Here is a 25,967-nt window from a genome sequence, read left to right on the forward strand (position 1 = left end):
CCCGGCAGGCGATGCCAACCGTCAGGCGTCGGGATCGTGGATCGCCGGATCCCAGAAGGTCGCGAGGACCAGGGCGGCGACGGTCACCGTTCGCGCCAGACCCTTGTCGAGCGCGGGCGACAGGACGAGCGCCGGGCGATTGGCGAGGTCGACCGCGCCGATCTCGCGGCCTGCCTGCTCGAACACATAGCCAGAGGGGGTGATCGTGGGCAGCGCGGCGCCGTCGATCCGATGCACCGAACGGAATTGCACGATCTCGCCCCCCAGCGCGATCTCACCGATGCGCTCGTAACGAAAAACGGCAAGCCCCCCTCGCTGCGATTCCTGCAATTCGAACCGCGCCGGAATGGGCCTACCCCCGGCCGTGAACTCGCACCGGTATGCCATCGACCGCACGGTCACTTCGACACCGGAGCCGAGGTCGATCGCGCGCTCGCGCATGGCGCAATGCGCTTCGATCGTGGAGCTTATCTCCGGTCCCGAAACCGAGAGGTAGTTGTGCCCGCCCCGAACGACGGCGGTGTCGGCAAACGACCACGACTCGAGCGAGCGGTCAAACGAACCGGAGTACGAACCGGCCATGAACTGGCCCGAGGTGCGCCCGCCGATACCGGCGATCTCCGCCCGGACCCGCGATTGCGCGAGAGAAGGCGAAAGCTGCATCTGGGCGGGGACACAGGCAGTCAGAACGGCGAAGCCAAGCAACGGAAACACACGCTTCATGGGACGGCAGCCCTTGGAAAGCTCCCGAATGGGGAGGACGGCGCGACCCGCCGTTCACCTAGACACGCATTTAGATGAACGGCAGATTGCCAGACTTCAGCCGCCGGTGCGCCGCTGGACGGAACCGCCACCCGAATTGCCCTTGCCGCGAAACCGCCGGCGCCGGTTCTGGCCGCCGCCACTCCCGCCGGTCTTTCCGTGCCGCTCGCTGCCGCCGCCGTGTTGCGGCCGGTCGCCGCTGCGGTTGTCCGCCCGGGAATCGGCCCGCTTGCCGGGACGCTGCCCGCCGCCGAGCGGCTTGGGCTGCACCTTCTTGGCGCGCGGCTGCTGGACCTGGCCGGGATTGCCCTTGGGCCGGACGATCGGGGCGTCCTCGATAAAGGCACGGAAATTGTCGGGTAGCGGCAGGCGCTCGCAGGTGACGCCGGTCAGCTTCTGGATATCGCGCAGGTACGCGCGCTCGTCCTCGCTGCACAGCGTCATCGCGATCCCGTCCGCCCCGGCGCGCGCGGTCCGCCCGATGCGGTGGACATACTGTTCGGACACGTTGGGCAGCTCGAAGTTGACGACGTGGCTTACGCCCGGAATGTCGATCCCGCGCGCGGCGATGTCGGTCGCCACCAGGATCGGCACGCGGCCCGACTTGAAGTTGGCGATCGCGCGCTCGCGCTGCGGCTGGCTCTTGTTGCCATGGATGGCGTCGGCCGTGATCCCGGCCTGGCCGAGCTTCTTCACCACGCGGTCCGCGCCGTGCTTGGTACGGGTGAAGATCAGCACCCGCTCCATGCCCTCGGTCTCGGGATAGCGTCTGCGCAGGATCAGCTCGAGCAAGCCCTGCTTTTCCGACTGGCTGACGAAGGTGACGTATTGCTCGACCCGTTCCGCGGTGGTCGCCGCCGGAGTCACCGAAACGTGTGCCGGATTGCTCAGGTACTGCTTCGACAGGTCCTTGATCGACGACGGCATGGTCGCGCTGAACAGCAAGGTCTGGCGGTCCTTCGGCATCAACGCGACGAGCTTCTTCAGCGCGTGTATGAAGCCGAGGTCGAGCATCTGGTCCGCTTCATCGAGGACGAGGATCTCGACACCGTCGAGCCGGAAAGCCTTCTGGTCGACGAGGTCGAGCAGCCGACCGGGGGTGGCGACGAGGATATCGGTCCCGCGATGCAGCTTGTTGCGGTCCTTGCCGACGGAAGTCCCGCCGACGACCGACTGGACGCGCAGGCCGGTGAAGCCGCCGTAGTCCATCGCGCTCTTGGCGATCTGCCCGGCAAGCTCGCGGGTCGGGGCAAGCACGAGCATCCGGCACGACTTGAAGGGCGTCTGCCGCCCCGCCTCGCGCAGGTTGTCGATCGCCGGCAGCATGAACGCCGCGGTCTTCCCGGTGCCAGTCTGCGCGATGCCGAGGAGGTCGCGGCCTTCGAGCACGAGCGGAATGGCCTGGGTCTGGATGGGCGTGGCGGCGGTGTAACCCTTCTGGTCCAGCGCCTGGAGAATGGGCTGCGACAGCCCGAGGTCTTCGAATGACATGGTTTGTAAAACTCGTATGCGAGCGACTGCGCGCAGCAGCTTTGAGGCTGCGCGCGTTCGCGGGGTGGTTGGGGCCGGAAGTGGCCCCGTCAACGACCCGCGTGAAATGGGAAGTCAGGGAAATGAACCGAGATGCGGCCGGGGCGGTTTCCCGCCTGTTCACGCTGCCAGGGCGTCTCGATGAGCGGCCATGTGGTGCAGTGCAGCGAAAATGTCAATCAAAACCGACCCGGGCGCCGGCCAGTTGTTCCATCGCGACCCTTTGCAGCGCCTCCGCAATCCTCGGCTCGATGCCCAGTTCGTTCGCCGCCTTCTCGCCCGCGCCGAACTGCCGCACGTCGTAGCCGGTGACATGCGCGAAGACCACCAGCGCCTCGAGGTAGGATCCTTCCGCGCTGGCGTGGTACTGGTCATAGCTCCACAGGTCGACCTTGCCGAAATCGCGCCCGTCATAGGGATTGCCATCGGCGATGCCCTGCGAAATCGTCCGCTGCCACGCCTCGCCGACCGGGATCACGCCATCGATGTCGTCCGAGGCCGCATCGGCCGCGTCGAGGGCCCTGCGCACTGCAAGTGCCATCGCTTCGAGGGGCTGGCCGTACCAGTATCCGGTCGGCTTGAGCGCCTGATCCGCGCGCGTCCACGTTGACAGCAGGTAGACCTTCACATCCGGATTGCGATCGCTGACCAACCGGGCGAGCGCAGGCGCATCCCGCAGCGTCGTGGCCGGGTCGCCGGGATTTCTTTCATCGAGCGTGGAATACTGCTGCAGCACGACAACATCCCAGGGCTTGTCGATCGCCTCTCTCCGGTTGGCGAGATGCCAGGCCAGGTCCTTGCCGCCGCTCAATTCGTGGCTCGCCTCCCATTCGAACCCCGCTTGATCGGCAAAGCGTTCGAATATCGCCGGGACGCCACCGATATTCGCTTCGGTGAGCGCGGCCACGCTGTCGGCGCGGTACCGCAGGGCAGACGAATTGGCCCCCATCGTAAAGCTGTTGCCGATGAAGAGAATGCGCTCGTGGGCGAACGCAGGTGTGGCACCGACCCATGCGGCGAGAGCGAGAGCGAGCGCGATCGCGGCGGCACGGCTCATGCCGACAAGCCCGCAGCCTCGAGGAGCGCCTCGGTGCTCGGGTCGAAATCGCCCCCTCCCGTCTCGATATCCCTGGCCATCTTCTTGCCCAGCTCGACTCCGAACTGGTCGAACGGATTGATCCCCATCAGCACCGCGTTGGCGAACGTGCGATGCTCGTGGAACGCGATCAGCGCCCCGAGCGCCGCGGCGTCGACATCGTCGAGAAGGATCGTCGCGCTCGGTCGGTCGCCAGGGAACGCCCGTGCCGGGTCCTTGCCGTCGGCGGCCATGTTGCCGCCCGCCATCAGCGCGGCGCCTTGCGCGAAACAGTTGGTGAGCAGGATCTGGTGGTGCGCCGGGTCCAGCACGTCGCCCGGCGCGACGCTCGCGATGAAATCGACCGGCACTTCGATCGTGCCCTGGTGCAGCAGCTGGAACACCGCGTGCTGGCCGTCGGTGCCCACGCCGCCCCAGGTGATGGGTGCGGTGGGCCCGTCGACCGGATCACCGTTTGCAGTGACCCGCTTGCCGTTCGATTCCATCTCGAGTTGCTGAAGGTAGAACGGCAGCAGCGCGAGCCGCTCGTCATAGGCGAACACGGCGCGGGTCTGGCAGCCGCGCACGCGGGTGTAGAACTGGTCGGCAAAGGCCGCGCGCAGCGGCAGGTTGGCGCGCCCATCGGTGTCGCGGAAATGCACGTCGACGGCGTGCGCCCCGGCGAGCATGGTGTCGAACGCCTCCCACCCGACGCCCAGCGCGATCGGAAAGCCGATGCTCGACCAGAGCGAGTAACGCCCGCCGACGCTCTCCGAGAATGGCAGCACGCGGGTTTCGTCGATGCCCCATTCGACCGCCTTGTCCGGCGCCGCGGTCAGCGCCACGACGCGGCCATAGGGATCGTTGACGCCGGCCTGGCGCAGCCATTCGATCGCGCTTGCCGCGTTGGTCATCGTCTCGATCGTCGTGAAGGTCTTGCTGGCCACCGCAATCATCGTCGTCGCCGGATCGCAGGCGGCGAACGCCTGTTCGAGTGCCAGCCCGTCGATGTTCGAAACGACGTGGACGTCGACCAGCGCGCCGTCCCCCCCGTCCGAATCCCGTGCGAGCGCATCGATCGCCAGCTTGGGCCCGAGCGCCGAGCCGCCGATACCGATGTGGATCAGGTGCCTCACTTCACCGAGGGCGCCGCGGTGGATGGCATCGACCAGCAGGTGCATCCGGTGGTGCAACTGGGCGGCTTCCTCGACCGAATCGCGGGCACCGATGCCGCGCTGTGCGGTGTGCTCTGCCGCCCGCCCCTCGGTCGTGTTGACCGTTTCGCCGCTCAGCAGCGCGGAACGCCTGCCGGCAAAGTCGCGTGCCGCGGCGAGTTCCTCGAATGCGGCCAGCAGATCGTCGTCGAGATGGGTCTTCGACCAGTCGAAGATGGCACCGCCGTCGTCCCAGTCCAGCCGGGCCGACAGCTTTCCCACCCGGTCGGCGTCGGCCGCGAACAGCTGGGCCAGCGTACGGCGCGGGCTCGCTTCGATGGCCTGCCAGGCGTCCCGGACTGCGTCGCTCATGAATATCCTTTCCTACTGCCCGCTCGCGCGATTAGAGGGGCGGCGATGATCGATAGCCTTCCCGTCCGCATCCGGCCACCACTTGAACGCAGCGAAGACGTATGCGCGCCGTCTGCCCGTCCTGCCGGGAAATCGGCCGGATGACGGCCGCAGGAAAACCGGTCAATCGGACCGCGAAGGACGAGGCCGGCAAGGAAACCTGGGGCAGCTTCGCCGCGTTCGTCCTCAAGCTCGCGCTCGCGGTGTTCGTGTTCCGCAGCTTCTTCTTCTCGTTCTACACCATCCCGAGCGAATCGATGCTTCCGCGGCTGTGGAACGGGGACTATTTCATCGCCGCCAAGTGGCCGTACGGTTATTCTCGCTGGTCGCTTCCGTTCAACCTGCCGCTGATCCCCGGCCACGTCCTCGCCAGCCTCCCCGACCGGGGCGACGTCGTCGTCTTCAAGCATCCGGTCGACAAGGTCGACTACATCAAGCGCGTTATCGGGCTGCCCGGCGACACAGTTGCCCTGCGCGGCGGCCAGGTAATCCTGAACGGGGTTCCGGTGAAGCGCGAGAAGATCGCCGATTTCGCAATTGCGGAATCGCCCAACACCGGCTGCGCGTGGGGCGGACGGGCGACGGCCGCGACCTGCACCTACACGCGATTCCACGAGACACTTCCTTCGGGCACCAGCTACGACACGCTCGATTTCGGGCGCACCCCGCAGGACGATTTCGGCCCGATCGTGGTGCCGCAGGGCCACGTCTTCGCGCTGGGCGACAATCGCGACAACTCGCAGGACAGCCGCTTTCCGGCGACCCCGGGCGGTGGGGTGGGCCTCATCCCTGACGAGCTGCTGGTCGCCCGCGCGAGCGTCATGGTGTGGTCGACCGACGGTTCGGCCAGCTGGATCAAGCCGTGGACCTGGCTGACCGCCGCGCGGTGGTCGCGGATCGGGCACGCGATATGACTGCGCCCAGGCTATCCCCCGAAACCCGCGCCTGGCTGGAGGAAACCGGGTTCACCGTGATGGACGAGGCGGTCTGGCGCGCCGCGCTCACGCACGGCAGCACCGGCGAGACGGTGAATTACGAACGCCTCGAATGGCTGGGTGACCGCGTCCTGGGACTCGCGATTTCCGAATGGCTGTACGCGATCGACAGCGCGTCCGAAGGCCAGCTCGCCCAGCGCCTCAACGCACTGGTCAGCCGCGACACCTGCGCCTGCACGGCGCGCGACATCGGCGTCCCGGCGCACCTGCGTCTCGGCAAGCAGGCGCGCGACGACGGCGCGCACGACAGCGACAACGTGCTTGGCGACGTGATGGAAGCGTTGCTCGGTGCCAATTTCCTCGAAGCCGGGTTCGATGCCACCCGCGCACTCGTGCGGCAGATCTGGACCGAGGCCGTCGAGGGACGCCGCGGACGCTCGAAGCATCCCAAGTCGGCGCTGCAGGAGTGGGCGGCGGGCAATCGCCGCAAGCCCCCCGAATATGCATTGCTCGACCGTTCCGGCCCCGATCACAGCGCGCGCTTCACCGTGCGGGTCAAGGTCGCGGGCGTCGGCGAGGTAGAAGCAGAGGGATCGAGCAAGCAGGCGGCCGAGACGGCCGCTGCCGCGGCATTCATGGAGAAATACGGATGACCCGCTGTGGATTCGTCGCCGTCATCGGCGCGCCGAACGCCGGCAAGTCGACCCTCGTTAACGCGCTCGTCGGGCAGAAAGTCGCGATCGTCAGCGCCAAGGCGCAGACCACTCGGGCGCGGCTGATGGGCATCGCGCTCGAGGGCGACACGCAGATGGTGCTGGTCGACACGCCCGGCATCTTCGAACCGCGCCGCCGGCTCGACCGGGCGATGGTCAATGCCGCGTGGGACGGCACCGAGGCCGCCGATGCGGTGTTGCTGGTGGTCGATCCGGTCAAGCAGCGCCGCCACGAACTCGAACCCCTGCTCGAGGCGCTGAGCCATCGTCCCGAGCGCAAGATCCTGGTGCTCAACAAGGTCGACGTCGCGAAGAAGGAACCGCTGCTGGTCCTCGCGCAGGAGCTGACCGGCAAGGTCGATTTCGCCGAGGTGTTCTTCGTCTCGGCCCAGACGGGCGACGGGGTGGCCGAGATGAAGGCGGCGCTCGCCGCGATGATGCCCGAAGGCGAATGGGTCTATCCCGAGGACCAGGTGTCCGACGCGAGCGAGCGCCTGCTGGCCGCAGAGATCACCCGCGAGCAGCTCTATCGCCAGCTCCACGAGGAACTGCCCTACGACAGCGCGGTGCGGCCCGAAAGCTACACCGTGCGCAAGGATGGCAGCGTCGAGATCCACCAGCAGATCGTCGTCGGCCGCGACACACAGCGCGCGATCGTGCTCGGCAAGGGCGGCTCGAAGATCAAGGCGATCGGCGAGGCCGCGAGGCTGGAGCTGTCCGAACTGCTCGGGCAGAAGGTCCACCTCTTCCTCCACGTGAAGGTGGAGGAGAACTGGGCCGAAAGCCGCGAGATATTCGAGGAGATCGGGCTCGACTGGGTGCGGTGACTTCGCAGCGAACCCCTGGCCGCGTTGATCGCTTCGCCGCGTTCTTTACGAAGCTCGACAGCGGCAACTTCCTCTACCGCCCTCCCGGAGCGGCCACCGGCCTCGTCGTGAGCGCCGCCGCCTACGAAGGCCTGCTCCAGCGCCTCGACCAGCGGCGCAAGCTGGCTCTCGTGCTGCGCTGGCTCGTGATCGCGGGGTCCGCGATCTGGGGTGCCCGCGAATATGCCCGAAGCGGCTCCGTACTCGTGTTTGTCATCCCGTTCGGACTCGGTTGCGGGATCGCCTTCCTGCTGAGCCTGTGGACTCACCTCGACCTGCTGCGACCGTTCGAGCGCGACCGCCGCCGTCTTGAAAAGGACGGCGGAGCCAGCCGCACCATGCATTAGGCGCTCCAGCCTATCGTTTCCTGGCGATGTCGATCCCGTTCTTCTTGGCGAAGTCCTTGGTCGATTCCTCGCTCCGGCCCAGCGCCTTGGCGATTTCCTTCAGGCCCTTGCCCTTCCCCGCGAGCGTGCGGAGCGTGCCCGCCTCCTCGGCCTTCCACGGCTGCTTGTGCCGCTCGAAATGCTCCTTCGCCATCAGCTCGCCTTCGCCTTCTTCACCGGGACCTTCTTCTTGGATGCCGCCTTCTTCGGCGCAGCCTTCTTGCGGCCCTTTTTCTTGGCGGGTCCCTTGGCCGCGCGCGCGTCGATCAGTTCGATCGCCTGTGCTTCGCTTACGTCCTCGGGCCTGGCGTCCTTGGGCAGCGTGGCGTTGGTCGTTCCGTCGGTGACGTAAGGGCCATAGCGGCCGGGCATGACCTTCATCTCGCCGCCGCTGGTGGGATGGACTCCCAGCACCTTGATCGGTTCGGCCTTGGCCCGCCCGCCCCCGCTCCCGCGATTGGCCGCCTGGGCGAGGATATCGACCGCGCGGTTCATGCCGACCTCGAACACCTCGCGGGTGCTCGACAGCTTGCCATACTTGCCGTCGTGGCGAAGGTAAGGACCGTAGCGGCCGATGTTTGCCTCGATCTCCTTGCCGGTCTCGGGATGTGTCCCGACGATCCGTGGAAGCCTGAGCAGCTTCAATGCCCATTCGAGGTCGAAATCGTCGAGGTCCTTGGGGATCGAGGCGCGCTTGGCGTCCTTGCCTTCGCCGAGCTGGACGTAGGGGCCGAAGCGGCCGGTCTTGCGCTCGACCTCAAGCCCCGTTTCGGGATCCTTGCCCATCGCGCCGTCGTTCTCGCTCGCGCCCGGACCGCCGGGATTGGCGAACTGGCGGGTGAACTTGCAGTCAGGGTAATTGGAGCAGGCGATGAAAGCGCCGAACTTGCCGCCGCGCAGGGACAGGCGCCCGCCGCTGCGCCCCTCGGCGATGCAGGTCTGGCATTCGCGCGGGTCGTGTCCGTCGGCACGCGCCGGGAAGAGATAGTCGGAAAGATATTCGTCGAGCGCCTCGGTCACTTCCGAGGGCTTGCGCTCCATGACGTCTTCGGTCTTCGGCTTGAAGTCGAGCCAGAACTGTCGAAGCAGCTTCTTCCAGTCCTCCTTGCCGTCCGAGACGACATCGAGCTCGTCCTCCATTCCCGCGGTGAAATCGTAGGCGACGTACCGTTCGAAGAAGCGTTCGAGAAACGCTGTCAGCAGCCGGCCCGATTCCTCTGCGAAGAAACGGTTTTTCTCCATCCTGACGTAGTCGCGGTCGCGCAGCGTCTGGATCGTCGAGGCATACGTCGAGGGGCGGCCGATGCCGAGTTCCTCAAGGCGCTTGACCAGGCTGGCCTCCGAAAACCGCGGCGGCGGCTGGGTGAAGTGCTGCGTGGCATCGACCCCGGTCTTGGCCGGGGTGTCGCCCTTGCGCAGCAGGGGCAACAGGTTCTCGTCGTCATCTTCGGCCTTCTGGTCGAAGCTCTCCTCGTAGACCGCGAGGAAACCGGGGAACTTCACGACCTGGCCCGTCGCGCGAAGCTCGTGCCGGCCGGTCGGATCGCGCAGCGTCACGGTCGTGCGCTCGAGGCTGGCAGCGGCCATCTGGCTCGCCACCGCGCGCTTGAAGATCAGGTCGTAGAGTTTTGCCTCGTCACCCGATCCGGCGCGGTCACGGCCGAAGTCGGTCGGCCGGATCGCCTCGTGCGCTTCCTGCGCGTTCTTGGCCTTGGTCTGGTACATCCGCGGCTTTTCGGGAAGGTAGTGGCCGCTGAACCGATCACTGATCGCCCGGCGGCAGGCGCTGATCGCGCTGCCGTCCATCTGCACCCCGTCGGTCCGCATATAGGTGATCGCACCGGCCTCGTAGAGCGTCTGGGCGAGCCGCATCGTGTGACTGGCGGAATAGCCAAGCTTGCGCGCGGCTTCCTGCTGCAGGGTCGAGGTCGTGAACGGGGGCGCTGGGTTGCGCTTCAGGGGTCTGGTCTCGACGTCTTCGACCGTGAAGCGGGCGTCCTCGACGGCTTTCTTCGCGGCGTTCGCAGTGCCTTCGTCGCCGATCGACAGGCGCTCCAGCTTCTTTCCGTCGAAGGTCACCAACCGCGCATCGAATGCGGTCCCATCGTGCTGCATGTGCGCGACGACCGACCAGTATTCCTGCGCGACGAACGCCTCGATCTCGCGCTCGCGCTCGACGATCAGGCGCAGCGCGACCGACTGCACGCGGCCCGCACTCTTGGCGCCCGGCAACCGCCGCCAGAGGACCGGCGAGAGCGTGAATCCGTATAGGTAATCGAGCGCGCGGCGCGCGAGGTAGGCGTCGATCAGGTCCTGGTCGAGCTCGCGCGGCCGCTCCATCGCCTCGGTCACCGCGCCCTTGGTGATCGCGTTGAAGGTCACGCGCTGGACCTCGTCGGGCAGCGCCTTCTTCTTTGCGAGCAGGTCGCGCACGTGCCACGAAATCGCCTCGCCCTCGCGGTCGGGGTCGGTGGCAAGGATCAGCCGGTCTGCCTTCTTGGCGAGATCGGCAATGTCCTTCACCCGGCCGGTCTTGTCGCGATAGACTTCCCAATCCATCGCGAAATCCTCGTCCGGCCGCACGCTGCCATCCTTGGGCGGCAGGTCGCGCACGTGGCCGTACGAGGCCAGGACCTTGAAGTCCGGGCCGAGGTATTTCTCGATGGTCTTCGCCTTTGCCGGCGATTCGACGATGACAAGCTGCATGTGAGTGGTTCGGTGTCCCTACGCGTATACGTGTACGCGAAGGTGGGGCCGGTATCCGCGGGCCGTCAAGCGGTCAGGCTGACGCGGCCGCCCGCGTGACGGACGAGCCGCCCGGCTATTTCCAGCTCCAGAAGCGCCATCTGCACCGCCGCGGGGCTCTCGCCCGACTGGCGGATCAGTTCGTCGACCCCGACCGGCGCGGTGGTCAGCAGCGCCGCGACGTCGGCCGGTTCGGCGGCTGCCAGTTCGTCGTGATCGAACACGTATGCGGACACCGCTTCGCGGAAGGTCGAGCGCGGCGTGCCGTCGAAACCGCTGAGGAGTTCGATCACGTCCTCGGGCGACTGGACCAGGACCGCGCCGTCGCGAATCAGCTGGTTGCAACCCGCCGCCCGGCCTTCGAGCGGGCTGCCCGGGATCGCCATGACTTCCCTGCCCGCCTCTGCCGCCAGCCGCGCGGTGATCAGCGAGCCGGACTTGGGCGCCGCCTCGACCACGAGCGTGCCGGCGGCAAGACCGGCGATGATCCGGTTGCGGCTCGGAAAGTGCCGGGCGAGCGGCTCCGTGCCGGGTGGCTGCTCGGCGAGCAGGAGCCCTTCGCGCGCCACCTGCGCCTGCAGGTCCGCGTGCTCGGGTGGGTAGCTCACGTCGATGCCGCTCGCGATGACGCCGATCGTCGCCGGCAGTGCGCCCCGGTGGACCGCCCCGTCGATCCCGCGGGCAAGACCGGAAACCACGGCGAACCCCGCCTCGGCGAGCGCGCAGGCGAAATCCCGTGCCAGCTTGACCGCCGCTGCCGAGGCGTTGCGCGCTCCGACGATCGCGACCGAGGGTTGCCGACCCAGCGCCAGGTTGCCGCGCCAGGTCAGGATCGGCGGCGCGCCGTCCGCCTGGCCGAGTAGCGCGGGATAGCCCGGCTGGTCATGGAACAGGTATTTCGCGCCGGCACGACGCACCTGCGAAATTTCCTCGGCGATCCTCTCGGGCGCCGCGGCCACATAGGCCCGCCCGCCCCGCTTGCCGAGGTCGGGCAGCGCATCGATTGCCGCCTCCGCCGTGCCGAACCGGGCGAGGAGCTGGCGGTAGCTGACGGGGCCGATGTTGGGCGACCGCAGCAGCCGGATGCGCGCGAAGGCCTCTTGCTGGGCGAGGCTCACGGCTTGCTGCCGACCCTCGGTTCCTCGCCGCGCATCAGCCGGCCGATGTTCGCACGGTGCTGGAAATAGACCACCACCGCCACAGCGACCAGCGTGACCACGAGGTCGCCTCGTCCCATCAGCCAGGCCGCGACGGGAGCCGCCGTCACCGCGGTGAGTGAGGCGACCGAGGATATCCGGCTGACGACGGCCGCCAGCGCCCAGATCGCCGCGCATATCAGGAACACCGGCCACGCCAGCGCGAGCAGGACGCCCGCAGCGGTAGCAAAGCCCTTTCCGCCCTTGAACCGCAGCCAGAGCGGGAAACAGTGCCCGACGATCGCGGCCACTGCGGCCACGCCTTCGGTACCGGGCCAGAGCATCGCGGACAGCAGAACCGCCGCCGCGCCCTTGCCCGCGTCGAGCAGCACCGTCGCCGCGGCGAGGCCTTTGCGCCCGGTGCGCAGCACGTTGGTCGCGCCGATGCTGCCCGACCCGATCTGGCGCACGTCGCCGGCGCCGAAGGCGCGCGTCAGGAGCAGCCCGAAAGGGATGGAGCCGAGCAGGTAGCCTGCGATGGAGGCCAAGATGAAATCTGTCTGCAACCCCAGTCCCCGGTTCCCGCCAAGCTTGTCGAAATGCCGTTCAAGCCCCTAAGCGCAACGCTAGAAGTTAGGCCGCCTTTCGACAAGATCGGCATAGACGGGTTTGGAGTTTTCGCGTGGACCCCGCCGCCCCCATCCTGCTGTTCGATTCCGGCGTCGGCGGGCTCACCGTCCTTGCCGAACTGCGCAAGGTCCTGCCCGAAGCGCCGGTCATCTATGCCGCGGACACCGCCGGCCTGCCCTATGGCGGGAAGACCGAGGCCGAAATCGCCGCGCGCGTCGCCGGCCTGCTCGGCGTGCTGACCGAACGGTATAGGCCGCGGCTGGCGACGATCGCCTGCAATACGGCAAGCACGATCGCGCTCGGGATGGTGCGCGATGTCCTCAACATCCCGATCGTCGGCACCGTCCCGGCGATCAAGCCAGCCGCGGCGCTGACCCGCACCGGCACCATCGGACTGCTGGGCACCGAAGCGACGATCCGCCAGGGCTATGTCGACCGGCTCGAGCAGGAGTTTGCATCCGACAAGCACCTGATCCGCCACGCAGCGCCGGAACTCGTCGCGGCGGCCGAGGCCAAGCTGCGCGGAAACCCGGTCGATCCGCAAGCCATCGCCGGCGCGGCCGAGGCGCTGCGGGAGAAGGCAGGCGGCGCACAGATCGACACGGTTGTCCTTGCGTGCACCCATTTCCCGCTGCTCGCAGAAGAGCTGGCCGAGGCGTTCGGCCCGCACGTGCGGTTCGTCGACGGGGCGGATGGCATCGCGCGCCGCATCGCGAGCCTGACGAAAGGGCAGGATTTCATTCGCGAGCAGCCGGACAGGGCCGTTTTCACCGGTGAGGCGGATCACGGCGATGCGTTCGCCAGTGCGCTGCGTTTCTACGGTCTCGAACGGTCCGACAGGATCTAGTCGCGAACGATTCGCAAAGATCGCGGTGGAATTCTTGCGCCCGCGGCGATAGGGCGGCGGGGATGCCGACGGACGGGACATCCACGTGAATTACGATCATATCTTCGACCAGGCGATCGATCGGCTCCATGCCGAGGGCCGCTACCGTGTATTCATCGACATCCTGCGCAACAAGGGTGCGTTTCCCAACGCGCGGTGCTTCCACGGCCACAACGGTCCGAAGCCGGTCACGGTCTGGTGTTCGAACGATTACCTGGCGATGGGCCAGCATCCCAAGGTCATCGCCGCGATGGAAGAGGCGCTGCACGACGTCGGCGCCGGATCGGGCGGCACCCGCAACATCGGCGGCAACACGCACTACCATGTCGAACTCGAAAGCGAGCTGGCCGACCTTCACGGCAAGGAAGCCGCGCTGATCTTCACCAGCGGCTACGTTTCCAACGACGCCACGCTGTCGACACTCGCCAAGCTGCTGCCGGGCTGCGTGATCTTCTCCGACGAGCTCAACCACGCGAGCATGATCGCCGGTATCCGCAATTCCGGCTGCGAGAAGCGGGTGTTCCGGCACAACGACGTTGCCCACCTCGAAGAGCTTCTGGCCGCCGAAGACGCCGAGACGCCCAAGCTGATCGCGTTCGAGAGCGTATACTCCATGGACGGCGACGTCGCCCCGATCCACGCGATCTGCGATCTTGCCGAAAAGTACAACGCGCTGACCTACATCGACGAAGTTCACGCGGTCGGCATGTACGGCAAGCGCGGCGGCGGCATATCCGAGCGCGACGAGGCCGCGCACCGCATCGACATCATCGAGGGCACGCTGGGCAAGGCGTTCGGCGTGATGGGCGGCTACATCGCCGCCGACCGCAAGGTGGTCGACTGCATCCGCAGTTATGCGCCCGGTTTCATCTTCACCACGTCGCTGTCGCCGGTGCTCGTCGCCGGCGTGCTAGCCTCGGTCCGCCATCTCAAGCAATCGAGCGAGGAGCGCGACGGCCAGCAGGCGGCCGCCGCCCGCCTGAAGGCCATGTTCCGCGATGCAGGGCTGCCGGTGATGGACAGCGTGACCCACATCGTTCCGCTGCTGGTCGGCGACCCGGTCCGAGCCAAGAAGATCAGCGACATCCTGCTCGCCGAGTACGGGATGTACGTGCAGCCGATCAATTTCCCGACCGTGCCGCGCGGAACCGAGCGGCTGCGCTTCACGCCCGGCCCGGCCCACGACGAAGCGATGATGCGCGAACTGACCGCTGCGCTCGTCGAAATCTGGGACCGGCTCGAACTCGAGATCGCGCAGGCTGCCTGACATTCGAGTCGGTTCGTCGAATGCGGCTTTCGCTTAGGCCCCTGTAAACCATTCCGTCGTAGGGAATTGTCACCATTCCATTCGGGATGGCGCGCAACGGACGGACATGGCTGTTAGGAATCTCTTGAAAGGCTTCTCCGGAAGCCAGGACGACGCGGTGAGCGATCTCACCAGCAATGGCCTGCGCGCGGCCGTACTCGACGATTTCGAACAGACCGGCATAGCGTGGATCTGGGCGTCCGATGCCGAGGGCGTCCTGAGCTACCTGTCTCCTGCCGCCGCCGAGGCGCTCGACGTTCCCCTGCCCACCCTGCTGGGCCAGCCGCTGGCGGGACTGTTCGAAACCGATCCCGACGATCCCGACAACCGTTCCGGCCGGCCGCTCGGGTTCCAGATCAAGGCGCGAAGCAGGATCACCGATGTAGTTGTGCGCTGCGCGCTGCCCGAGGCGAAGACGGGGCGGCCGGTCTGGCTCTCGCTGTCCGGACAGCCCAAGATTGATGCGACCGGCAAGTTCCACGGATATCGCGGCGCCGCCAAGGACGTGTCGGTCGAATACCAGCGCAAGATCGAGGACCAGCGGCTGGCCGAGTTCGACTCGCTGACCGGCCTCTACAATCGGCACCGGATGAACCGCCGGCTCGAAAGCGTGCTGGCCGCTTACAAGGCCGCCAAGCGCGTCTGCGCGCTGATGATGCTCGACCTTGACCGGTTCAAGCAGGTCAACGACACGATGGGCCACCCCGCGGGCGACGCCCTGCTCCAGCAGGTCGCCGAACGGCTGCGCAACGTGATCGGCGACCGCGGCGAGATCGGCCGCCTGGGGGGCGACGAATTCCAGGTCATCCTGCCCGACATGGACGACCGCGGAAAGCTGGGCGAACTTGCTGAAAAGATCATCCAGATCATCTCGCAGCCCTATCCGATCGACGACAAGCGCGCGATCATCGGCACCTCGGTCGGCGTGGCGATCGCGCCCTACGACGGGCTGGAGCTCGACGAGCTGACGCGGGCATCCGACCTTGCCCTCTATGCCGCGAAGAACGGCGGACGCGGCCAGTTCCGGTTCTATTCGGCCGACCTCAAGGATGAAGAGGAGGAGCGCGCGCTGCTGCTCGACGACCTGCGCGAGGCGCTCGCGGCCGACGAACTGCAGCTTCACTACCAGCCTGTCGTCCGGATTGCCGACAGCCACGTCGTCGGGATGGAAGCGCTGATGCGCTGGGAGCACGAGGAGCGCGGCTGGGTCCCGCCCGGCACCTTCATCCCGGTGGCTGAGGAATCGAGCCTGATCGGCCCCTTGGGCGAGTGGGCGCTTCACCGCGCGTGCAGGGACGCGATGGAATGGCCCGACACCGTTCGGGTCGCGGTCAACGTCTCGGCGCGGCAGTTCACTGGGAACGGCTTCGTCGACGTCGTCGCCTCGGCGCTGGATGCCAGCGGTCTGGCGCCCGACCGGCTCGAACTCGAGCTGACCGAAAGCGTGTTCATGGGCGACAGCGAGACGACCGAGGCGACCTTCACCGCGCTCAAGAAGCTCGGCGTTCGCCTCGCGCTCGACGATTTCGGGACCGGCTATTCCTCGCTCAGCTACCTGCGCTCGGCACCGTTCGACAAGCTCAAGGTCGACAAGAGCTTTGTCGACACCTGCACCCAGAAGGACCAGAACAGCGCCAAGATCATTACCGCGATCATCGGCCTGTCGAAGGCGCTGGGAATGGAAACCACCGTCGAGGGGGTCGAGGCGTTCGACCAGCTCGACGTGGTCAAGAAACGCGGGGCCGAGCTGGTCCAGGGGTGGATCTATTCCAAGGCCATGCCCCAGCCGGTCGTGCTGGCCAACATTACCTCGGGCGAATTCAAGATAGAGCCGAGCGGGCCGGACAAGCACCGCGCCGACCGTCGGTCGATGTTCCGCCGCATCGGCATCATCCACGGCGACCACCGCTACGAGGCGGTGATCCGCGACCTGTCGAAGAACGGCGCGTTCATCGAGGGGCTCGTCGGCGTTCCGAAGGGCACGCAATTCGTGCTCGACCTCGGCGGCGGCCAGCTCGTCGTCTGCGAGGTCATGCGCTCCGAGGGCGCGCAGATCGGCGTTGAATTCGAATCGCCACTCGTCAGCGACGGTGCCGGCGGGCTGTGCACCCGCCATCGCGTCAGCCCCTATGCGCTCGCCGCCGCGGGAATGCCGCTGACATCGCTCGCGCAGGGCGGCGCGACGCCGCTCGGCCAGCAACAAGCGCCTTCCAGCCCGCCCCAGTTCATGCAGGTGCAGGTCGGCAGCGGGGGCTGAGGCTTTACGCGCGCGGCCGACACGGTATGTCGGTTGCCATGCAAAACCGATCCGATCTTTCCTACGACGATGTCGTCCTCGGGCGGCGGTCGATCCGCGGCTACCTCGACAAGCCCGTTCCGCGCGCACTGATCGAGGAAGTGCTCGCGCTTGCCATGCGCGCACCTTCGTCGATGAACACCCAGCCGTGGCATTTCCACGTCATCACCGGCGAGCCGCTGGACCGCATCCGCCGGGGCAATACCGAGAACATCCTTGCCGGGGTGCCGGATAGCCGCGAGTTCCGCCGCGGCAGCCCCTTTGCGGGCGTCCACCGCGAGCGACAGGTCGAGGTCGCCAAGCAGCTATTCGGCGCGATGGGTATCGCGCGGGATGACAAGCACGGGCGGCAGGACTGGGTCCTGCGTGGTTTTCGCCAGTTCGACGCACCGGTCTGCGTCATCGTCACCTACGACCGCGTGCTCGACGACGGGGACGATGCCAAGTTCGACTGCGGCGCGGTGACCACTGCGCTGGTCAACGCCGCGTGGAGCCGTGGGCTGGGCTGCGTGATCAACTCGCAGGGGATCATGCAGAGTCCCGTCGTGCGCGAGCACGCCGGCATTCCCGCCGACCAGGTCATCATGAAGGCCGTCGCAATGGGTTGGCCGGACGACAGTTTTCCGGCCAACGCGGTCGTGTCCCACCGCAAGTCGGTGGAGGAAGCGGCGCGCTTCGTGGGATTCGCGGATTGACCTGATCGTCCGCGGGGGCGCACAATCGGATCCCAGAGGAGAAGCCCGATGGCCACCGCCGCCCCCACCCGCTCACGCGCGCTCGACGTTCGCCTGCTGACCCCGGCGATCGGCGCGGAAATCCACGGCATCGACCTCGGCGCGCCCGATGTCGGCACGCGGATTGCCGACATCCGCGCCGCGCTCCTCGAATACGGGGTCATCTTCTTTCGCGAACAGCACCTCAGCCCCGAGCAGCACATCGCCTTCGCGCGGCACTTCGGCGACCTCGAGATCCATCCGGCTACGCCCAAGGGCCAGGCGAACCCCGAAATCCTGCACATCGAGCATGGCCCCGACAGCCGAGGCCGCGAGAACAGCTGGCACTCGGACGTGACGTGGCGCGAATGCCCGTCGCTCGGTTCGATACTGCGCGCGGTCGAGGTGCCCGAAGTCGGCGGCGATACCCTGTTCGCCAACATGCACCTCGCGTTCGAACGGTTGAGTCCCGAAATGCGGCGCTTCTGCAGCGGACTGACGGCGGTCCACGACATCGCCAGGGTATTCGCCAGGCGGCTCGGCAAATCAGCCGAGGAACTGCACGCGAAATATCCGCCGATGCGCCACCCGGTGGTCCGCACGCATCCGGAAAGCGGAAAACAGGTGATCTACGTCAACGTCGGCTTCACCAGTCACATCGAAGGCCTGAGCGACAAGGAGAGCCGCTGGCTGCTCGACCATCTGTATGCGACCGCCGCCGATCCCGAGATCCAGTGCCGCTTCCGCTGGCAGCCGGGCTCGATCGCGTTCTGGGACAACCGCCTTTGCCAGCATCTTGCCGCCAGCGATTACTACCCCGCGCGGCGGGTCATGGAACGGGTTACGGTGGCCGGCGACCGGCCGTTCTACCGGGCTGACGGCGGATGAGCGATCCGCTGGTCGATTGCGGAGAAGGATTCTGGTCGATCCGCGGCGATTTTCGCATCGGCGGCATCGTCAACGTGGGCACGCAGTGCTCGCTGGTGGACCGCGGGGACGGAACCTGGCTCTTCCTCGATTCCTACACGCTCGAAGACGGCGTAAGGTCGATGGTCGATCTCATCACCGGCGGGCCGGCCAACGTATCGGCGATCGTGAACCTGCATCCCTTCCACACCGTGCATTGCGATTGGATGCACCAAGCGTTCCCCGGCGCGTCGCTGTGTGGCACGCAGCGCCATCACGACCTCTTGCCCGACCTGCCCTGGGCGAGCGAGCGGTGCGAAAGCGATGCGCTGCCGATCATCTTCGCGGACATCTTCGACTTTTCCGTCCCGCGCGGGGTCGCGCTGGTGTGCGCGGACGAGACCGTCCACTTCAGCTCGGTCCTTGCCCGTCACCGGCCCAGTCGCACGATTCACGTCGACGACACGCTGTCGTACCTGACCGCGCCCTTCCCGCTGTCGCTGCTACCGATGACCGGCCGGCTCGACTTTCACATGACGCTCGGAAAGGCGCTCGAGCCGCGCGCGGGGGCGGCAGACGCATTCCGCGACTGGGCGATCGAGATCGGCACCGAATGGGCCGATACCGAGCGCGTCGCGACCGCGCACAACACCCTGCTGGACATCGCACCCGGCAGTTTTCCGGAACTGATCGGCGCCGCGCTGGGCCGCGTCAAACCGGTGCTCGACGCGCACCGGTCGAAGCACGGCTGATCAGCGCAAGCTCACCACGTTGTCGCTCGCACGCGGATCGATCCGGTCCCCGCGATAAAGGCTCGCCATCGGCTCGTCCTCGACCACAATCTGTTCGGCATTGCCGAAGCCGTTGAAGCCGGTCTTCATCGCGGCGCCGTACGCGCCGAGCATCCCGATCTCGATGTAGTCGCCGGCCTGGATGTCGGCCGGCAGCATGAAGGGGCCCTTCATGTAGTCGGCATCGTCGCACGTCGGCCCGTAGAAGGCGAACTCGGCCAGCGGCTGCTCGAGGTCGTCCTCGAGCGCGCGGACGGGAAAGCGCCAGTCGATGTGCGCGGCATCGAACAGCGCGCCATAGGCGCCGTCGTTGATGTAGAGTTCCTCGCCCCGGCGCTTCTCGACCCGGACGATCAGCGAGGAATATTCGGCGCACAGCGCGCGGCCCGGCTCGCACCACAGCTCGGCGTTGTAGGCGATCGGCAGCGCCTCGAAGTGGCGGTGGATGATCGCGAAATAATCTTCGAGCGGGGGCGGTTCCATGCCCGGGTAGTCGCTCGGGAAACCGCCGCCCACGTCGACCACGTCAATCACCACCGAAGCCTCGGCGACCGCCGCGCGAACGCGCTCGAGTGCCTGGACATAGGCGAACGGCGTCATCGCCTGGCTGCCGACGTGGAAGCACACGCCCAGCCAGTCGCAGTGCTGGCGCGTGACGCGCAGCAGTTCGGCCGCATCGGCAAGGTCGACGCCGAACTTGGCGGCGAGGCTGAGCTCGGAATATTCGGAGCTTACGCGCAGGCGCACGAGCAGCCGCAGGTCCTTCGCCTGCTCGCCGTCTTCGCCGCGGGTGGCATCGATGATCTTCTCCAGCTCCTCGATCGTGTCGAGGCTGAAGGTCTTAACGCCATGCTCGAAATAGGCCTCGCGGATCGCCCGCGGCGTCTTCACCGGGTGCATGAAGCACAGCGTCGCTTCGGGCAGCTCGGCGCGCACGAGCCGAACTTCCGCGATCGAGGCGACGTCGTAGTGCGTCACCCCGCTATCCCACAGGATGCGGACCAGCTCGGGCGAGGGATTGGCCTTCACCGCATAGAGCGACTTGCCCGGAAACTTCTCGACGAAGAAACGGGCGGCGCGCGCAGCGGCGTGCGGGCGATTGAGGATGACCGGTTCGTCCGGCGCGAGGGCGCGAACTACAGACCGGGCGTCAGGATGATGGTGCAACTCAAGGGACCCCCAAACGGTTTTGTTCGGACAAGGCAGCCTTGCGGTTATGGAAGTCCCCTTGGGGCTGCGGGGTGCGCGTATATCGGCGCGTGCGTGAACCGCAAGTGAAAATGAGCGGTTTGCGAAACAACCTTGCGCCGGACGGGGCGTGCGTCAGCCTCGTTCAACTGAGCCGGTCGCGGAAATCCTCGTAGCCGAATGCCCTGATCTGCTCGAGCGAATCGGTCTCGCTGTCCCACAACCAGATCGACGGCAGCTGCACCCCGTTGAAGGTGTTGGTCTTGACCATGGAGTAATGCGCCTGGTCGAGAAAGGCGATGCGCTCGCCCGGCTCGTTCGGCACCGGCAACCGATAGTCGCCGATCACGTCGCCGGCGAGGCACGAGGGGCCGCCGAGGCGGATCGGCTCGCCCTCCCCGCTCTCGTTGAGCATCGCGGGCCGGTAGGGCGCCTCGATCACGTCGGGCATGTGGCAGGTCGCCGAGATGTCGACGATCGCGACCGGCAACCCGTTCCAGTGCGAATCGAGGATCGTACCGACGAGAATACCCGCGTCGAGCGCGACGGCCTCGCCCGGCTCGAGGTAGATTTCCGCCCCGGTATCGTCCTTCGCGTCGCGCAGGAACTCGACCAGTTCCTCGCGCTGGTAGTCGGCGCGCGTGACGTGGTGGCCGCCGCCCATGTTGATCCACTTGAGCTGGCCGAACCACGGCTCGATCGCGTCGAACACCGTGTCCCAGGTCGCCTTCAATGGCTCGAAATCCTGCTCGCACAGGTTGTGGAAGTGGATGCCGTCGACCTGGTCCATGATCTCTGGCGTGAGCTGGTCGATCGGGAAGCCGAGGCGGCTGCCGGGGCTCGAGGGATCGTAGCGCGGCACCTCGCCCTGCGGGCAGAGCGGGTTGATCCTGAGGCCGACGTCGAAATCCTGCCCGCTGGCGCGCGCCGCGTCGAGAATCGGCCGGTAGCGCTCGAGCTGGCCGGGCGAGTTGAAGATCACGTGGTCGGACAACCGGCACACTTCTTCCAGCTCGTCCGGCTTGTACGCCGCCGAGTATGTCGCGATCTCGCCGTCGTAGAACTCGCTGGCGAGCCGGGCCTCCCACAGCCCGCTGGTGCAGACCCCGTCGAGGTACTCGCCCACGATCGGCGCGACCGACCACATGCTGAACGCCTTCAGCGCAGCGAGCACCTTGATGTCCGCCGCATCGCGGATGTCGGCCAGGATCGACAGGTTCGCGCGCAATTTCGCCGCGTCGACGACGAACGCCGGCGAATCCACGCGATTGAGGTCGAACCGGGCAAAGGCCCCGGGATCGCCGGCGCGGGTTTCCATCAGAAGTCGACCGGCCCGTCCAGCTCCTCGACCGTCCACGGCAGGCCGTCGCTGTTCAGCATGTCCATGAACGGATCGGGGTCCATCTGCTCCATGTTGAACACGCCCTCGCCGCTCCACTTGCCGGTGACCATCAGCGCGCTTCCGATCATCGCGGGCACGCCGGTGGTGTAGCTGACGGCCTGGTTGCCGGTTTCCTCGTAGGCCTTCTCGTGGCTGCAGATGTTCTTGATGTAGAACGTTTTCTCGCCCGACCCGTCGAGCGCCTCGCCAGTGGCGATGACGCCGATATTGGTGTTGCCCTTGGTCGTCTCCCCAAGCGTTTCGGGCTTGGGCAGCACCGCGGCGAGGAACTGGAGCGGAATGATCTCCTTACCCTGATAGCGGATCGGCTCGATCGAGGTCATGCCGACGTTCTGCAGCACCGTGAGGTGGGTGATGTAGGCATCGCCGAAGGTCATCCAGAACCGCGCGCGTTCGAGCTCGGGGACGAACTTGGCGAGGCTTTCCAGCTCCTCGTGGTACATGAGGTAGGCGTTCTTCTTGCCCACCGCCTCGAAATCGAACTCGGTCCTGACCTGCATCGCCGGGGTTTCCACCCATTCACCGTTTTCCCAGTGGCGGGCTGGTGCGGTGACTTCGCGGATGTTGATCTCGGGGTTGAAGTTGGTCGCAAAGTGCTGGCCATGGTCGCCGCCGTTGCAGTCGAGGATGTCGAGCTGGCGGATGGTCTTCAGCTTGTGCTTCTTGAGCCACATCGTGAACACGCTGGTCACGCCCGGGTCGAAGCCCGAACCGAGCAGCGCCATCAACCCTGCCTCCTTGAAGCGGTCGTGATAGGCCCACTGCCACTTGTATTCGAACTTCGCCTCGTCCTTCGGCTCGTAGTTGGCCGTGTCCAGGTAGTTCACGCCGGCTTCGAGGCAGGCGTCCATGATCGGCAGGTCCTGATACGGCAGCGCGAGGTTGACGACGAGGCTGGGCTGGACCTTGCGGATCAGGTTGACCATCGCCGGGACTTCCTCGGCGTCGATCGAATAAGTCGCCACGTCTTGCCCCGTGCGGTCCTTCACGCTGGCCGCGATCGCGTCGCATTTCGATTTCGTGCGGCTGGCGAGGTGGATGTCGGAGAAGATCTCCGCATTCATCGCCATCTTGTGGACGCAGACCGAGCTCACTCCGCCCGCACCGATTACCAGGACTGTCGACATTTTAGCTCCCATCGGGATTCGCTGATTGGCTGTACAGGGCGAACGCACTAGTCGGACACAATGTTTCGCGAAAGCCCCCGGAACCCGACGCGCGAGGGCGTCCTGCGCGCCGCCGAGAAGATCGCCGCGCTCGTTCCCGCCACCCCGCTGCTGCCGGTCGAGGTCAACGGCATGCGCATCCATGCCAAGTGCGACAACCTGCACCCCATCGGCGCCTTCAAGATCCGCGGCGCGTGGCACCGGCTGACCGACCTGTCGCCTGATGAACGCGCGGCGGGGGTCGTGGCCGTTTCAAGCGGCAACCACGCGCAGGGCGTCGCCTTCGCCGCGCGCGAACTGGGCATAGAGGCGGCGATCGTCATGCCCGCCGACGCGCCCCAGGTGAAGCTCGACGCCACCCGCGGGATGGGGGCCGAGGTCATCCTCTACGACCGCGCCGGCGGGGAGGACCGCGACGTGATCGCGAACGCCCTGTGCGACGAGCGCGGGCGCACGCTGGTCCACGCCTATGCCGACCCGTGGGTCATCGAGGGCCAGGGCAGCATGGGTGTCGAGATCGCGGCCCAGCTCGGCCGAAGTCCTTCGCGCATCGTCGTGTGCTGCGGTGGCGGCGGGCTTGCCGCCGGCCTCGCGCTTGCTTGCCCCGACAGCGCGATCGTGCCCGTCGAGCCTGAGGGCTGGGACGACGTCGCACGAAGCCTCGCGAGCGGCGAGATCCAGCGCGTGGGACCGGACGCGCCGAAAACCATCTGCGACGCAATCCAGACGCCGAGCACCGCGCCGGTCAACTTCGCCGTGCTCAAGGGCCGCGCGGAGCCCGGCGTTGCCGTGTCGGACGCCGAGGTGCGCGCGGCGCAGCGATTCGCCTTCGCGAAGCTGCGGCTGGTGGTCGAACCCGGCGGGGCCGCGGCGCTGGCGGCGGCGATCGCCGGGAAAGTGGACCTCGACGAAGCCACGGTGGTGACGCTGACCGGCGGCAACACCGATGCCCGCGCATTCGCCAGGGTCCTGTCGACGAGCGATTAGCCCCGTTTGACAACCGGTTCGCCCGCGCGCAGTTTCGCGCCGGGTCGCGTGGAGGGGAAATCACGATGCAGGCTCAGATGCTCGCACCGGCGGCGATGCTCGTCGCCTGGACGCTCGTCATGCTGTTCTGGACCGCGGCCACGCGCTTTCCGGCGATGAAGCGCGCCGGGATGGACCTCGGAAACGCCAAACCGGGCGGCCGCGGGCAGGACCTCGAAGGCGTGATCGAGGATCGCGCCAACTGGAAATCGCACAACTACGCGCACCTCGTCGAACAGCCGACGCTGTTCTATGCCGTATCGCTGATCATCGCGCTGCTCGGCCCGAGCGCGACCGCGATCCTGTGCGCGTGGATCTATGTTGCCCTCCGCATCGCCCATTCGCTGTGGCAGGCATTGGTCAACGTCGTGGCGATCCGGTTCCTGCTGTTCATCCTGTCGACGGCGGCGCTGGTGGTCCTGTCGATCATCGCGATCATGCTGACCCTCTTCGCCGATCCCAGCGTGCTGTCATGATCGGGGCTGACATCCTCAAGCCCGTGGTCGCGCTACTGGCCTGGACCCTCGTGATGTGGGTCTGGCTATACGCGACGCGGCTCCCCGCGATGAGCCGAGCGAAAATCGATCCCGACAGCCTGGCGCGCGATCCCGATGCCTCGCTCGACCGGTTGCTCCCGCGGCAGGTCCAGTGGGTGGCCGACAACTACAACCACCTTCACGAGTCCCCGACGCTGTTTTACGCGGTCGCGCTGGTCCTCGCGATCATCGGCCAGGGCGACGGGATCAACGCCGCGATCGCGTGGATCTATGTCGGTTTGCGAATCGTGCATTCGCTCGTCCAGGCGATCTTCAACAAGGTGGTCGTGCGGTTTTCGCTCTTCATGCTGTCGATGATCGCGCTGCTCGCACTCGTGCTGCACGCGGCGATGGCGGTTTTCGACCTCGTCTGAGGCGGACTACTCGGCGGCCTCGGCCTCTTTCGCGTGGCCCGAGAGGTCGATCGAAAGTCCAGACAGGTATCGTTCGGCGTCGAGCGCCGCCATGCATCCGGTCCCGGCTGCGGTGACCGCCTGGCGATAGGTGTGATCCATCACGTCGCCGCAGGCGAACACGCCGGGAATCTCGGTTTTCGGCGTGCCCGGCTCGACGATCAGGTACCCCCCGGCATCCATCGGCAGCTTGCCCTTGAACAGCTCGGTCGACGGCGCGTGGCCGATGGCGACGAAGGCGCCGTCGGCGGCAAAGTCGCTGGTTTCGCCGGTCACGGTATCCTTGAGAACCAAGTGCGTGAGGCCGCCCGCCAGCGGATCGCCCGCGAACTGCTCCACCGTCTTGTTCCACAGGACCTTGATCTTCGGATTGGCGAACAGGCGTTCCTGCAGGATCTTCTCGCTCCGCAGTTCGTCGCGGCGGTGGATCAGGGTGACGTCGTCGGAATGGTTGGTGAGGTAGAGCGCCTCCTCGACAGCGGTGTTGCCGCCGCCGATCACCGCGACCTTCTTGCCGCGGTAAAAGAACCCGTCGCACGTGGCGCAGGCAGAGACGCCCTTGCCGCCAAGCTCCTGCTCGCCCGGGACGCCCAGCCACTTGGCCTGCGCACCGGTCGCGATCACGAGGGTGTCGCCTTCGTAGACATCGCCGCTGTCGCCGGTCGCCCGGAAGGTCGGGCCGGACAGGTCGACATCGACGATCGTGTCCCACATCATCCGGGTTCCGACGTGCTCGGCCTGGGCCTGCATTTCCTGCATCAGCCACGGCCCCTGGATCACGTCCTTGAACCCGGGATAGTTCTCGACGTCGGTGGTGATCGTCAATTGCCCGCCGGGTTGGAGGCCTTGCACCACGATCGGCTCCATCATCGCGCGGGCGCCATAGATCGCCGCGGACAGGCCCGCCGGACCCGATCCGATGATGAGCATTCGCGTCTTGTGGGTAGCCATCACATTCCTCCGTCTGGCCGCGAGATAGGAGCGTCCCGGTCCGA

At 66.8% G+C, this 25,967-nt stretch carries 25 protein-coding genes; 13 read left to right on the plus strand and 12 right to left on the minus strand.

Translation table 11 applies throughout. The annotated features are described in order from the left end of the window. Positions 1-21 precede the first annotated feature (21 nt). From N0B51_RS04680 to pgi, 4 genes are all read right to left on the minus strand, one after another. Positions 22-723 carry a VV20781 family protein gene (locus N0B51_RS04680; protein ID WP_259961080.1) on the minus strand — a complete coding sequence of 234 codons (702 nt, stop codon included), beginning with the start codon at positions 721-723 and terminating at the stop codon, positions 22-24. Between the two features lie 96 nt (positions 724-819). Next, the gene (locus N0B51_RS04685) at positions 820-2,253 is read right to left on the minus strand and encodes a DEAD/DEAH box helicase (RefSeq protein WP_259961081.1); all 1,434 of its coding nucleotides are present in this window, start codon (positions 2,251-2,253) and stop codon (positions 820-822) included. A gap of 214 nt (positions 2,254-2,467) precedes the next feature. Beyond that, positions 2,468-3,349, minus strand: a complete 882-nt coding sequence (locus N0B51_RS04690; RefSeq protein ID WP_259961082.1) for an SGNH/GDSL hydrolase family protein — start codon at positions 3,347-3,349, stop codon at positions 2,468-2,470. Beyond that, positions 3,346-4,893, minus strand: a complete 1,548-nt coding sequence (gene pgi / locus N0B51_RS04695; protein WP_259961083.1) for a glucose-6-phosphate isomerase — start codon at positions 4,891-4,893, stop codon at positions 3,346-3,348. Before pgi ends, N0B51_RS04690 begins: the two co-directional genes overlap by 4 nt. Before the next feature lie 140 nt (positions 4,894-5,033). Between pgi and lepB the strand changes: the two genes are divergently transcribed. The 4 genes from lepB to N0B51_RS04715 are packed head-to-tail and all read left to right on the plus strand — an operon-like array spanning position 5,034 to position 7,793. After that, on the plus strand, positions 5,034-5,846 hold the full coding sequence (gene lepB, locus N0B51_RS04700) for a signal peptidase I (protein ID WP_259961084.1): 813 nt from the start codon (positions 5,034-5,036) through the stop codon (positions 5,844-5,846). Next, positions 5,843-6,520 (plus strand): ribonuclease III, encoded by a 678-nt coding sequence (gene rnc / locus N0B51_RS04705; RefSeq protein ID WP_259961086.1) that lies wholly within the window; start codon positions 5,843-5,845, stop codon positions 6,518-6,520. Before lepB ends, rnc begins: the two co-directional genes overlap by 4 nt. Next, positions 6,517-7,407, plus strand: a complete 891-nt coding sequence (era, locus tag N0B51_RS04710) for a GTPase Era (RefSeq protein WP_259961087.1) — start codon at positions 6,517-6,519, stop codon at positions 7,405-7,407. The genes rnc and era overlap by 4 nt, the downstream gene beginning before the upstream one ends. After that, positions 7,404-7,793: a hypothetical protein gene (locus tag N0B51_RS04715; protein ID WP_259961089.1), complete on the plus strand. Its 390-nt coding sequence runs from the start codon at positions 7,404-7,406 to the stop codon at positions 7,791-7,793. The genes era and N0B51_RS04715 overlap by 4 nt, the downstream gene beginning before the upstream one ends. A gap of 10 nt (positions 7,794-7,803) precedes the next feature. Here N0B51_RS04715 and N0B51_RS04720 read toward each other — a convergent pair whose 3' ends face one another. The 4 genes from N0B51_RS04720 to plsY form a co-directional block, all read right to left on the minus strand. Beyond that, the gene (locus tag N0B51_RS04720; RefSeq protein WP_259961090.1) at positions 7,804-7,986 is read right to left on the minus strand and encodes a hypothetical protein; all 183 of its coding nucleotides are present in this window, start codon (positions 7,984-7,986) and stop codon (positions 7,804-7,806) included. Then, complete coding sequence (gene topA, locus N0B51_RS04725) at positions 7,986-10,538, minus strand: type I DNA topoisomerase (protein ID WP_259961091.1); 2,553 nt, start codon at positions 10,536-10,538, stop codon at positions 7,986-7,988. Before topA ends, N0B51_RS04720 begins: the two co-directional genes overlap by 1 nt. Positions 10,539-10,603: 65 nt before the next feature. Then, positions 10,604-11,695 (minus strand): DNA-processing protein DprA, encoded by a 1,092-nt coding sequence (dprA, locus tag N0B51_RS04730; RefSeq protein WP_259961092.1) that lies wholly within the window; start codon positions 11,693-11,695, stop codon positions 10,604-10,606. Continuing rightward, complete coding sequence (plsY, locus tag N0B51_RS04735; protein WP_311201825.1) at positions 11,692-12,261, minus strand: glycerol-3-phosphate 1-O-acyltransferase PlsY; 570 nt, start codon at positions 12,259-12,261, stop codon at positions 11,692-11,694. Before plsY ends, dprA begins: the two co-directional genes overlap by 4 nt. 134 nt (positions 12,262-12,395) lie before the next feature. Here plsY and murI point away from each other — a divergent pair, with 134 nt between their 5' ends. The 6 genes from murI to N0B51_RS04765 all read left to right on the plus strand — a co-directional run bounded on the left by murI (position 12,396) and on the right by N0B51_RS04765 (position 19,202). Then, the gene (gene murI, locus N0B51_RS04740) at positions 12,396-13,190 is read left to right on the plus strand and encodes a glutamate racemase (protein ID WP_259961093.1); all 795 of its coding nucleotides are present in this window, start codon (positions 12,396-12,398) and stop codon (positions 13,188-13,190) included. An 85-nt stretch (positions 13,191-13,275) separates the two neighbouring features. Then, positions 13,276-14,496, plus strand: coding sequence for a 5-aminolevulinate synthase (gene hemA, locus N0B51_RS04745; RefSeq protein ID WP_259961094.1), 1,221 nt, complete (start codon positions 13,276-13,278; stop codon positions 14,494-14,496). Between the two features lie 157 nt (positions 14,497-14,653). Continuing rightward, positions 14,654-16,792 (plus strand): EAL domain-containing protein, encoded by a 2,139-nt coding sequence (locus tag N0B51_RS04750; RefSeq protein WP_259961095.1) that lies wholly within the window; start codon positions 14,654-14,656, stop codon positions 16,790-16,792. A gap of 38 nt (positions 16,793-16,830) precedes the next feature. Then, complete coding sequence (locus N0B51_RS04755; RefSeq protein ID WP_259961096.1) at positions 16,831-17,526, plus strand: nitroreductase; 696 nt, start codon at positions 16,831-16,833, stop codon at positions 17,524-17,526. Between the two features lie 48 nt (positions 17,527-17,574). After that, complete coding sequence (locus N0B51_RS04760) at positions 17,575-18,432, plus strand: TauD/TfdA dioxygenase family protein (RefSeq protein WP_259961097.1); 858 nt, start codon at positions 17,575-17,577, stop codon at positions 18,430-18,432. Next, positions 18,429-19,202, plus strand: a complete 774-nt coding sequence (locus tag N0B51_RS04765; RefSeq protein WP_259961098.1) for a hypothetical protein — start codon at positions 18,429-18,431, stop codon at positions 19,200-19,202. Before N0B51_RS04760 ends, N0B51_RS04765 begins: the two co-directional genes overlap by 4 nt. On the opposite strand, the gene N0B51_RS04770 is transcribed toward N0B51_RS04765, so the two are convergent. The 3 genes from N0B51_RS04770 to N0B51_RS04780 form a co-directional block, all read right to left on the minus strand. After that, a complete protein-coding gene (locus N0B51_RS04770) occupies positions 19,203-20,408 on the minus strand; it encodes a type III PLP-dependent enzyme domain-containing protein (RefSeq protein ID WP_259961100.1) in 1,206 nt (401 codons plus the stop codon). Positions 20,409-20,574: 166 nt separating this feature from the next. Further along, on the minus strand, positions 20,575-21,747 hold the full coding sequence (locus tag N0B51_RS04775) for a carboxynorspermidine decarboxylase (RefSeq protein ID WP_259961101.1): 1,173 nt from the start codon (positions 21,745-21,747) through the stop codon (positions 20,575-20,577). Continuing rightward, the gene (locus N0B51_RS04780; RefSeq protein ID WP_259961102.1) at positions 21,747-22,958 is read right to left on the minus strand and encodes a saccharopine dehydrogenase family protein; all 1,212 of its coding nucleotides are present in this window, start codon (positions 22,956-22,958) and stop codon (positions 21,747-21,749) included. Before N0B51_RS04780 ends, N0B51_RS04775 begins: the two co-directional genes overlap by 1 nt. A 60-nt stretch (positions 22,959-23,018) precedes the next feature. Here N0B51_RS04780 and N0B51_RS04785 point away from each other — a divergent pair, with 60 nt between their 5' ends. The 3 genes from N0B51_RS04785 (at position 23,019) to N0B51_RS04795 (ending at position 24,933) form a co-directional block, all read left to right on the plus strand. Next, the gene (locus N0B51_RS04785; RefSeq protein ID WP_259961103.1) at positions 23,019-23,984 is read left to right on the plus strand and encodes a threonine ammonia-lyase; all 966 of its coding nucleotides are present in this window, start codon (positions 23,019-23,021) and stop codon (positions 23,982-23,984) included. Positions 23,985-24,049: 65 nt separating this feature from the next. Further along, a complete protein-coding gene (locus tag N0B51_RS04790) occupies positions 24,050-24,499 on the plus strand; it encodes an MAPEG family protein (protein ID WP_259961104.1) in 450 nt (149 codons plus the stop codon). After that, on the plus strand, positions 24,496-24,933 hold the full coding sequence (locus tag N0B51_RS04795; protein ID WP_259961105.1) for an MAPEG family protein: 438 nt from the start codon (positions 24,496-24,498) through the stop codon (positions 24,931-24,933). The genes N0B51_RS04790 and N0B51_RS04795 overlap by 4 nt, the downstream gene beginning before the upstream one ends. A gap of 6 nt (positions 24,934-24,939) precedes the next feature. On the opposite strand, the gene trxB is transcribed toward N0B51_RS04795, so the two are convergent. Next, positions 24,940-25,923 carry a thioredoxin-disulfide reductase gene (gene trxB / locus N0B51_RS04800; protein WP_259961106.1) on the minus strand — a complete coding sequence of 328 codons (984 nt, stop codon included), beginning with the start codon at positions 25,921-25,923 and terminating at the stop codon, positions 24,940-24,942. Between the last annotated feature and the right edge of the window lie 44 nt (positions 25,924-25,967).

The sequence above is a fragment of the Tsuneonella litorea genome, from assembly GCF_025154015.1.
Lineage (GTDB): Bacteria > Pseudomonadota > Alphaproteobacteria > Sphingomonadales > Sphingomonadaceae > Tsuneonella > Tsuneonella litorea.

Bases quoted from the DNA above. Each gene is read 5' to 3' on its own strand.
- N0B51_RS04680 (WP_259961080.1), bottom strand. From the start codon at position 723: ATGAAGCGTGTGTTTCCGTTGCTTGGCTTCGCCGTTCTGACTGCCTGT.
- N0B51_RS04685 (WP_259961081.1), bottom strand. From the start codon at position 2,253: ATGTCATTCGAAGACCTCGGGCTGTCGCAGCCCATTCTCCAGGCGCTG.
- N0B51_RS04690 (WP_259961082.1), bottom strand. From the start codon at position 3,349: ATGAGCCGTGCCGCCGCGATCGCGCTCGCTCTCGCTCTCGCCGCATGG.
- pgi (WP_259961083.1), bottom strand. From the start codon at position 4,893: ATGAGCGACGCAGTCCGGGACGCCTGGCAGGCCATCGAAGCGAGCCCG.
- lepB (WP_259961084.1), top strand. From the start codon at position 5,034: ATGACGGCCGCAGGAAAACCGGTCAATCGGACCGCGAAGGACGAGGCC.
- rnc (WP_259961086.1), top strand. From the start codon at position 5,843: ATGACTGCGCCCAGGCTATCCCCCGAAACCCGCGCCTGGCTGGAGGAA.
- era (WP_259961087.1), top strand. From the start codon at position 6,517: ATGACCCGCTGTGGATTCGTCGCCGTCATCGGCGCGCCGAACGCCGGC.
- N0B51_RS04720 (WP_259961090.1), bottom strand. From the start codon at position 7,986: ATGGCGAAGGAGCATTTCGAGCGGCACAAGCAGCCGTGGAAGGCCGAG.
- topA (WP_259961091.1), bottom strand. From the start codon at position 10,538: ATGCAGCTTGTCATCGTCGAATCGCCGGCAAAGGCGAAGACCATCGAG.
- N0B51_RS04755 (WP_259961096.1), top strand. From the start codon at position 16,831: ATGCAAAACCGATCCGATCTTTCCTACGACGATGTCGTCCTCGGGCGG.
- N0B51_RS04760 (WP_259961097.1), top strand. From the start codon at position 17,575: ATGGCCACCGCCGCCCCCACCCGCTCACGCGCGCTCGACGTTCGCCTG.
- N0B51_RS04765 (WP_259961098.1), top strand. From the start codon at position 18,429: ATGAGCGATCCGCTGGTCGATTGCGGAGAAGGATTCTGGTCGATCCGC.
- N0B51_RS04775 (WP_259961101.1), bottom strand. From the start codon at position 21,747: ATGGAAACCCGCGCCGGCGATCCCGGGGCCTTTGCCCGGTTCGACCTC.
- N0B51_RS04780 (WP_259961102.1), bottom strand. From the start codon at position 22,958: ATGTCGACAGTCCTGGTAATCGGTGCGGGCGGAGTGAGCTCGGTCTGC.
- N0B51_RS04785 (WP_259961103.1), top strand. From the start codon at position 23,019: ATGTTTCGCGAAAGCCCCCGGAACCCGACGCGCGAGGGCGTCCTGCGC.
- N0B51_RS04790 (WP_259961104.1), top strand. From the start codon at position 24,050: ATGCAGGCTCAGATGCTCGCACCGGCGGCGATGCTCGTCGCCTGGACG.
- N0B51_RS04795 (WP_259961105.1), top strand. From the start codon at position 24,496: ATGATCGGGGCTGACATCCTCAAGCCCGTGGTCGCGCTACTGGCCTGG.
- trxB (WP_259961106.1), bottom strand. From the start codon at position 25,923: ATGGCTACCCACAAGACGCGAATGCTCATCATCGGATCGGGTCCGGCG.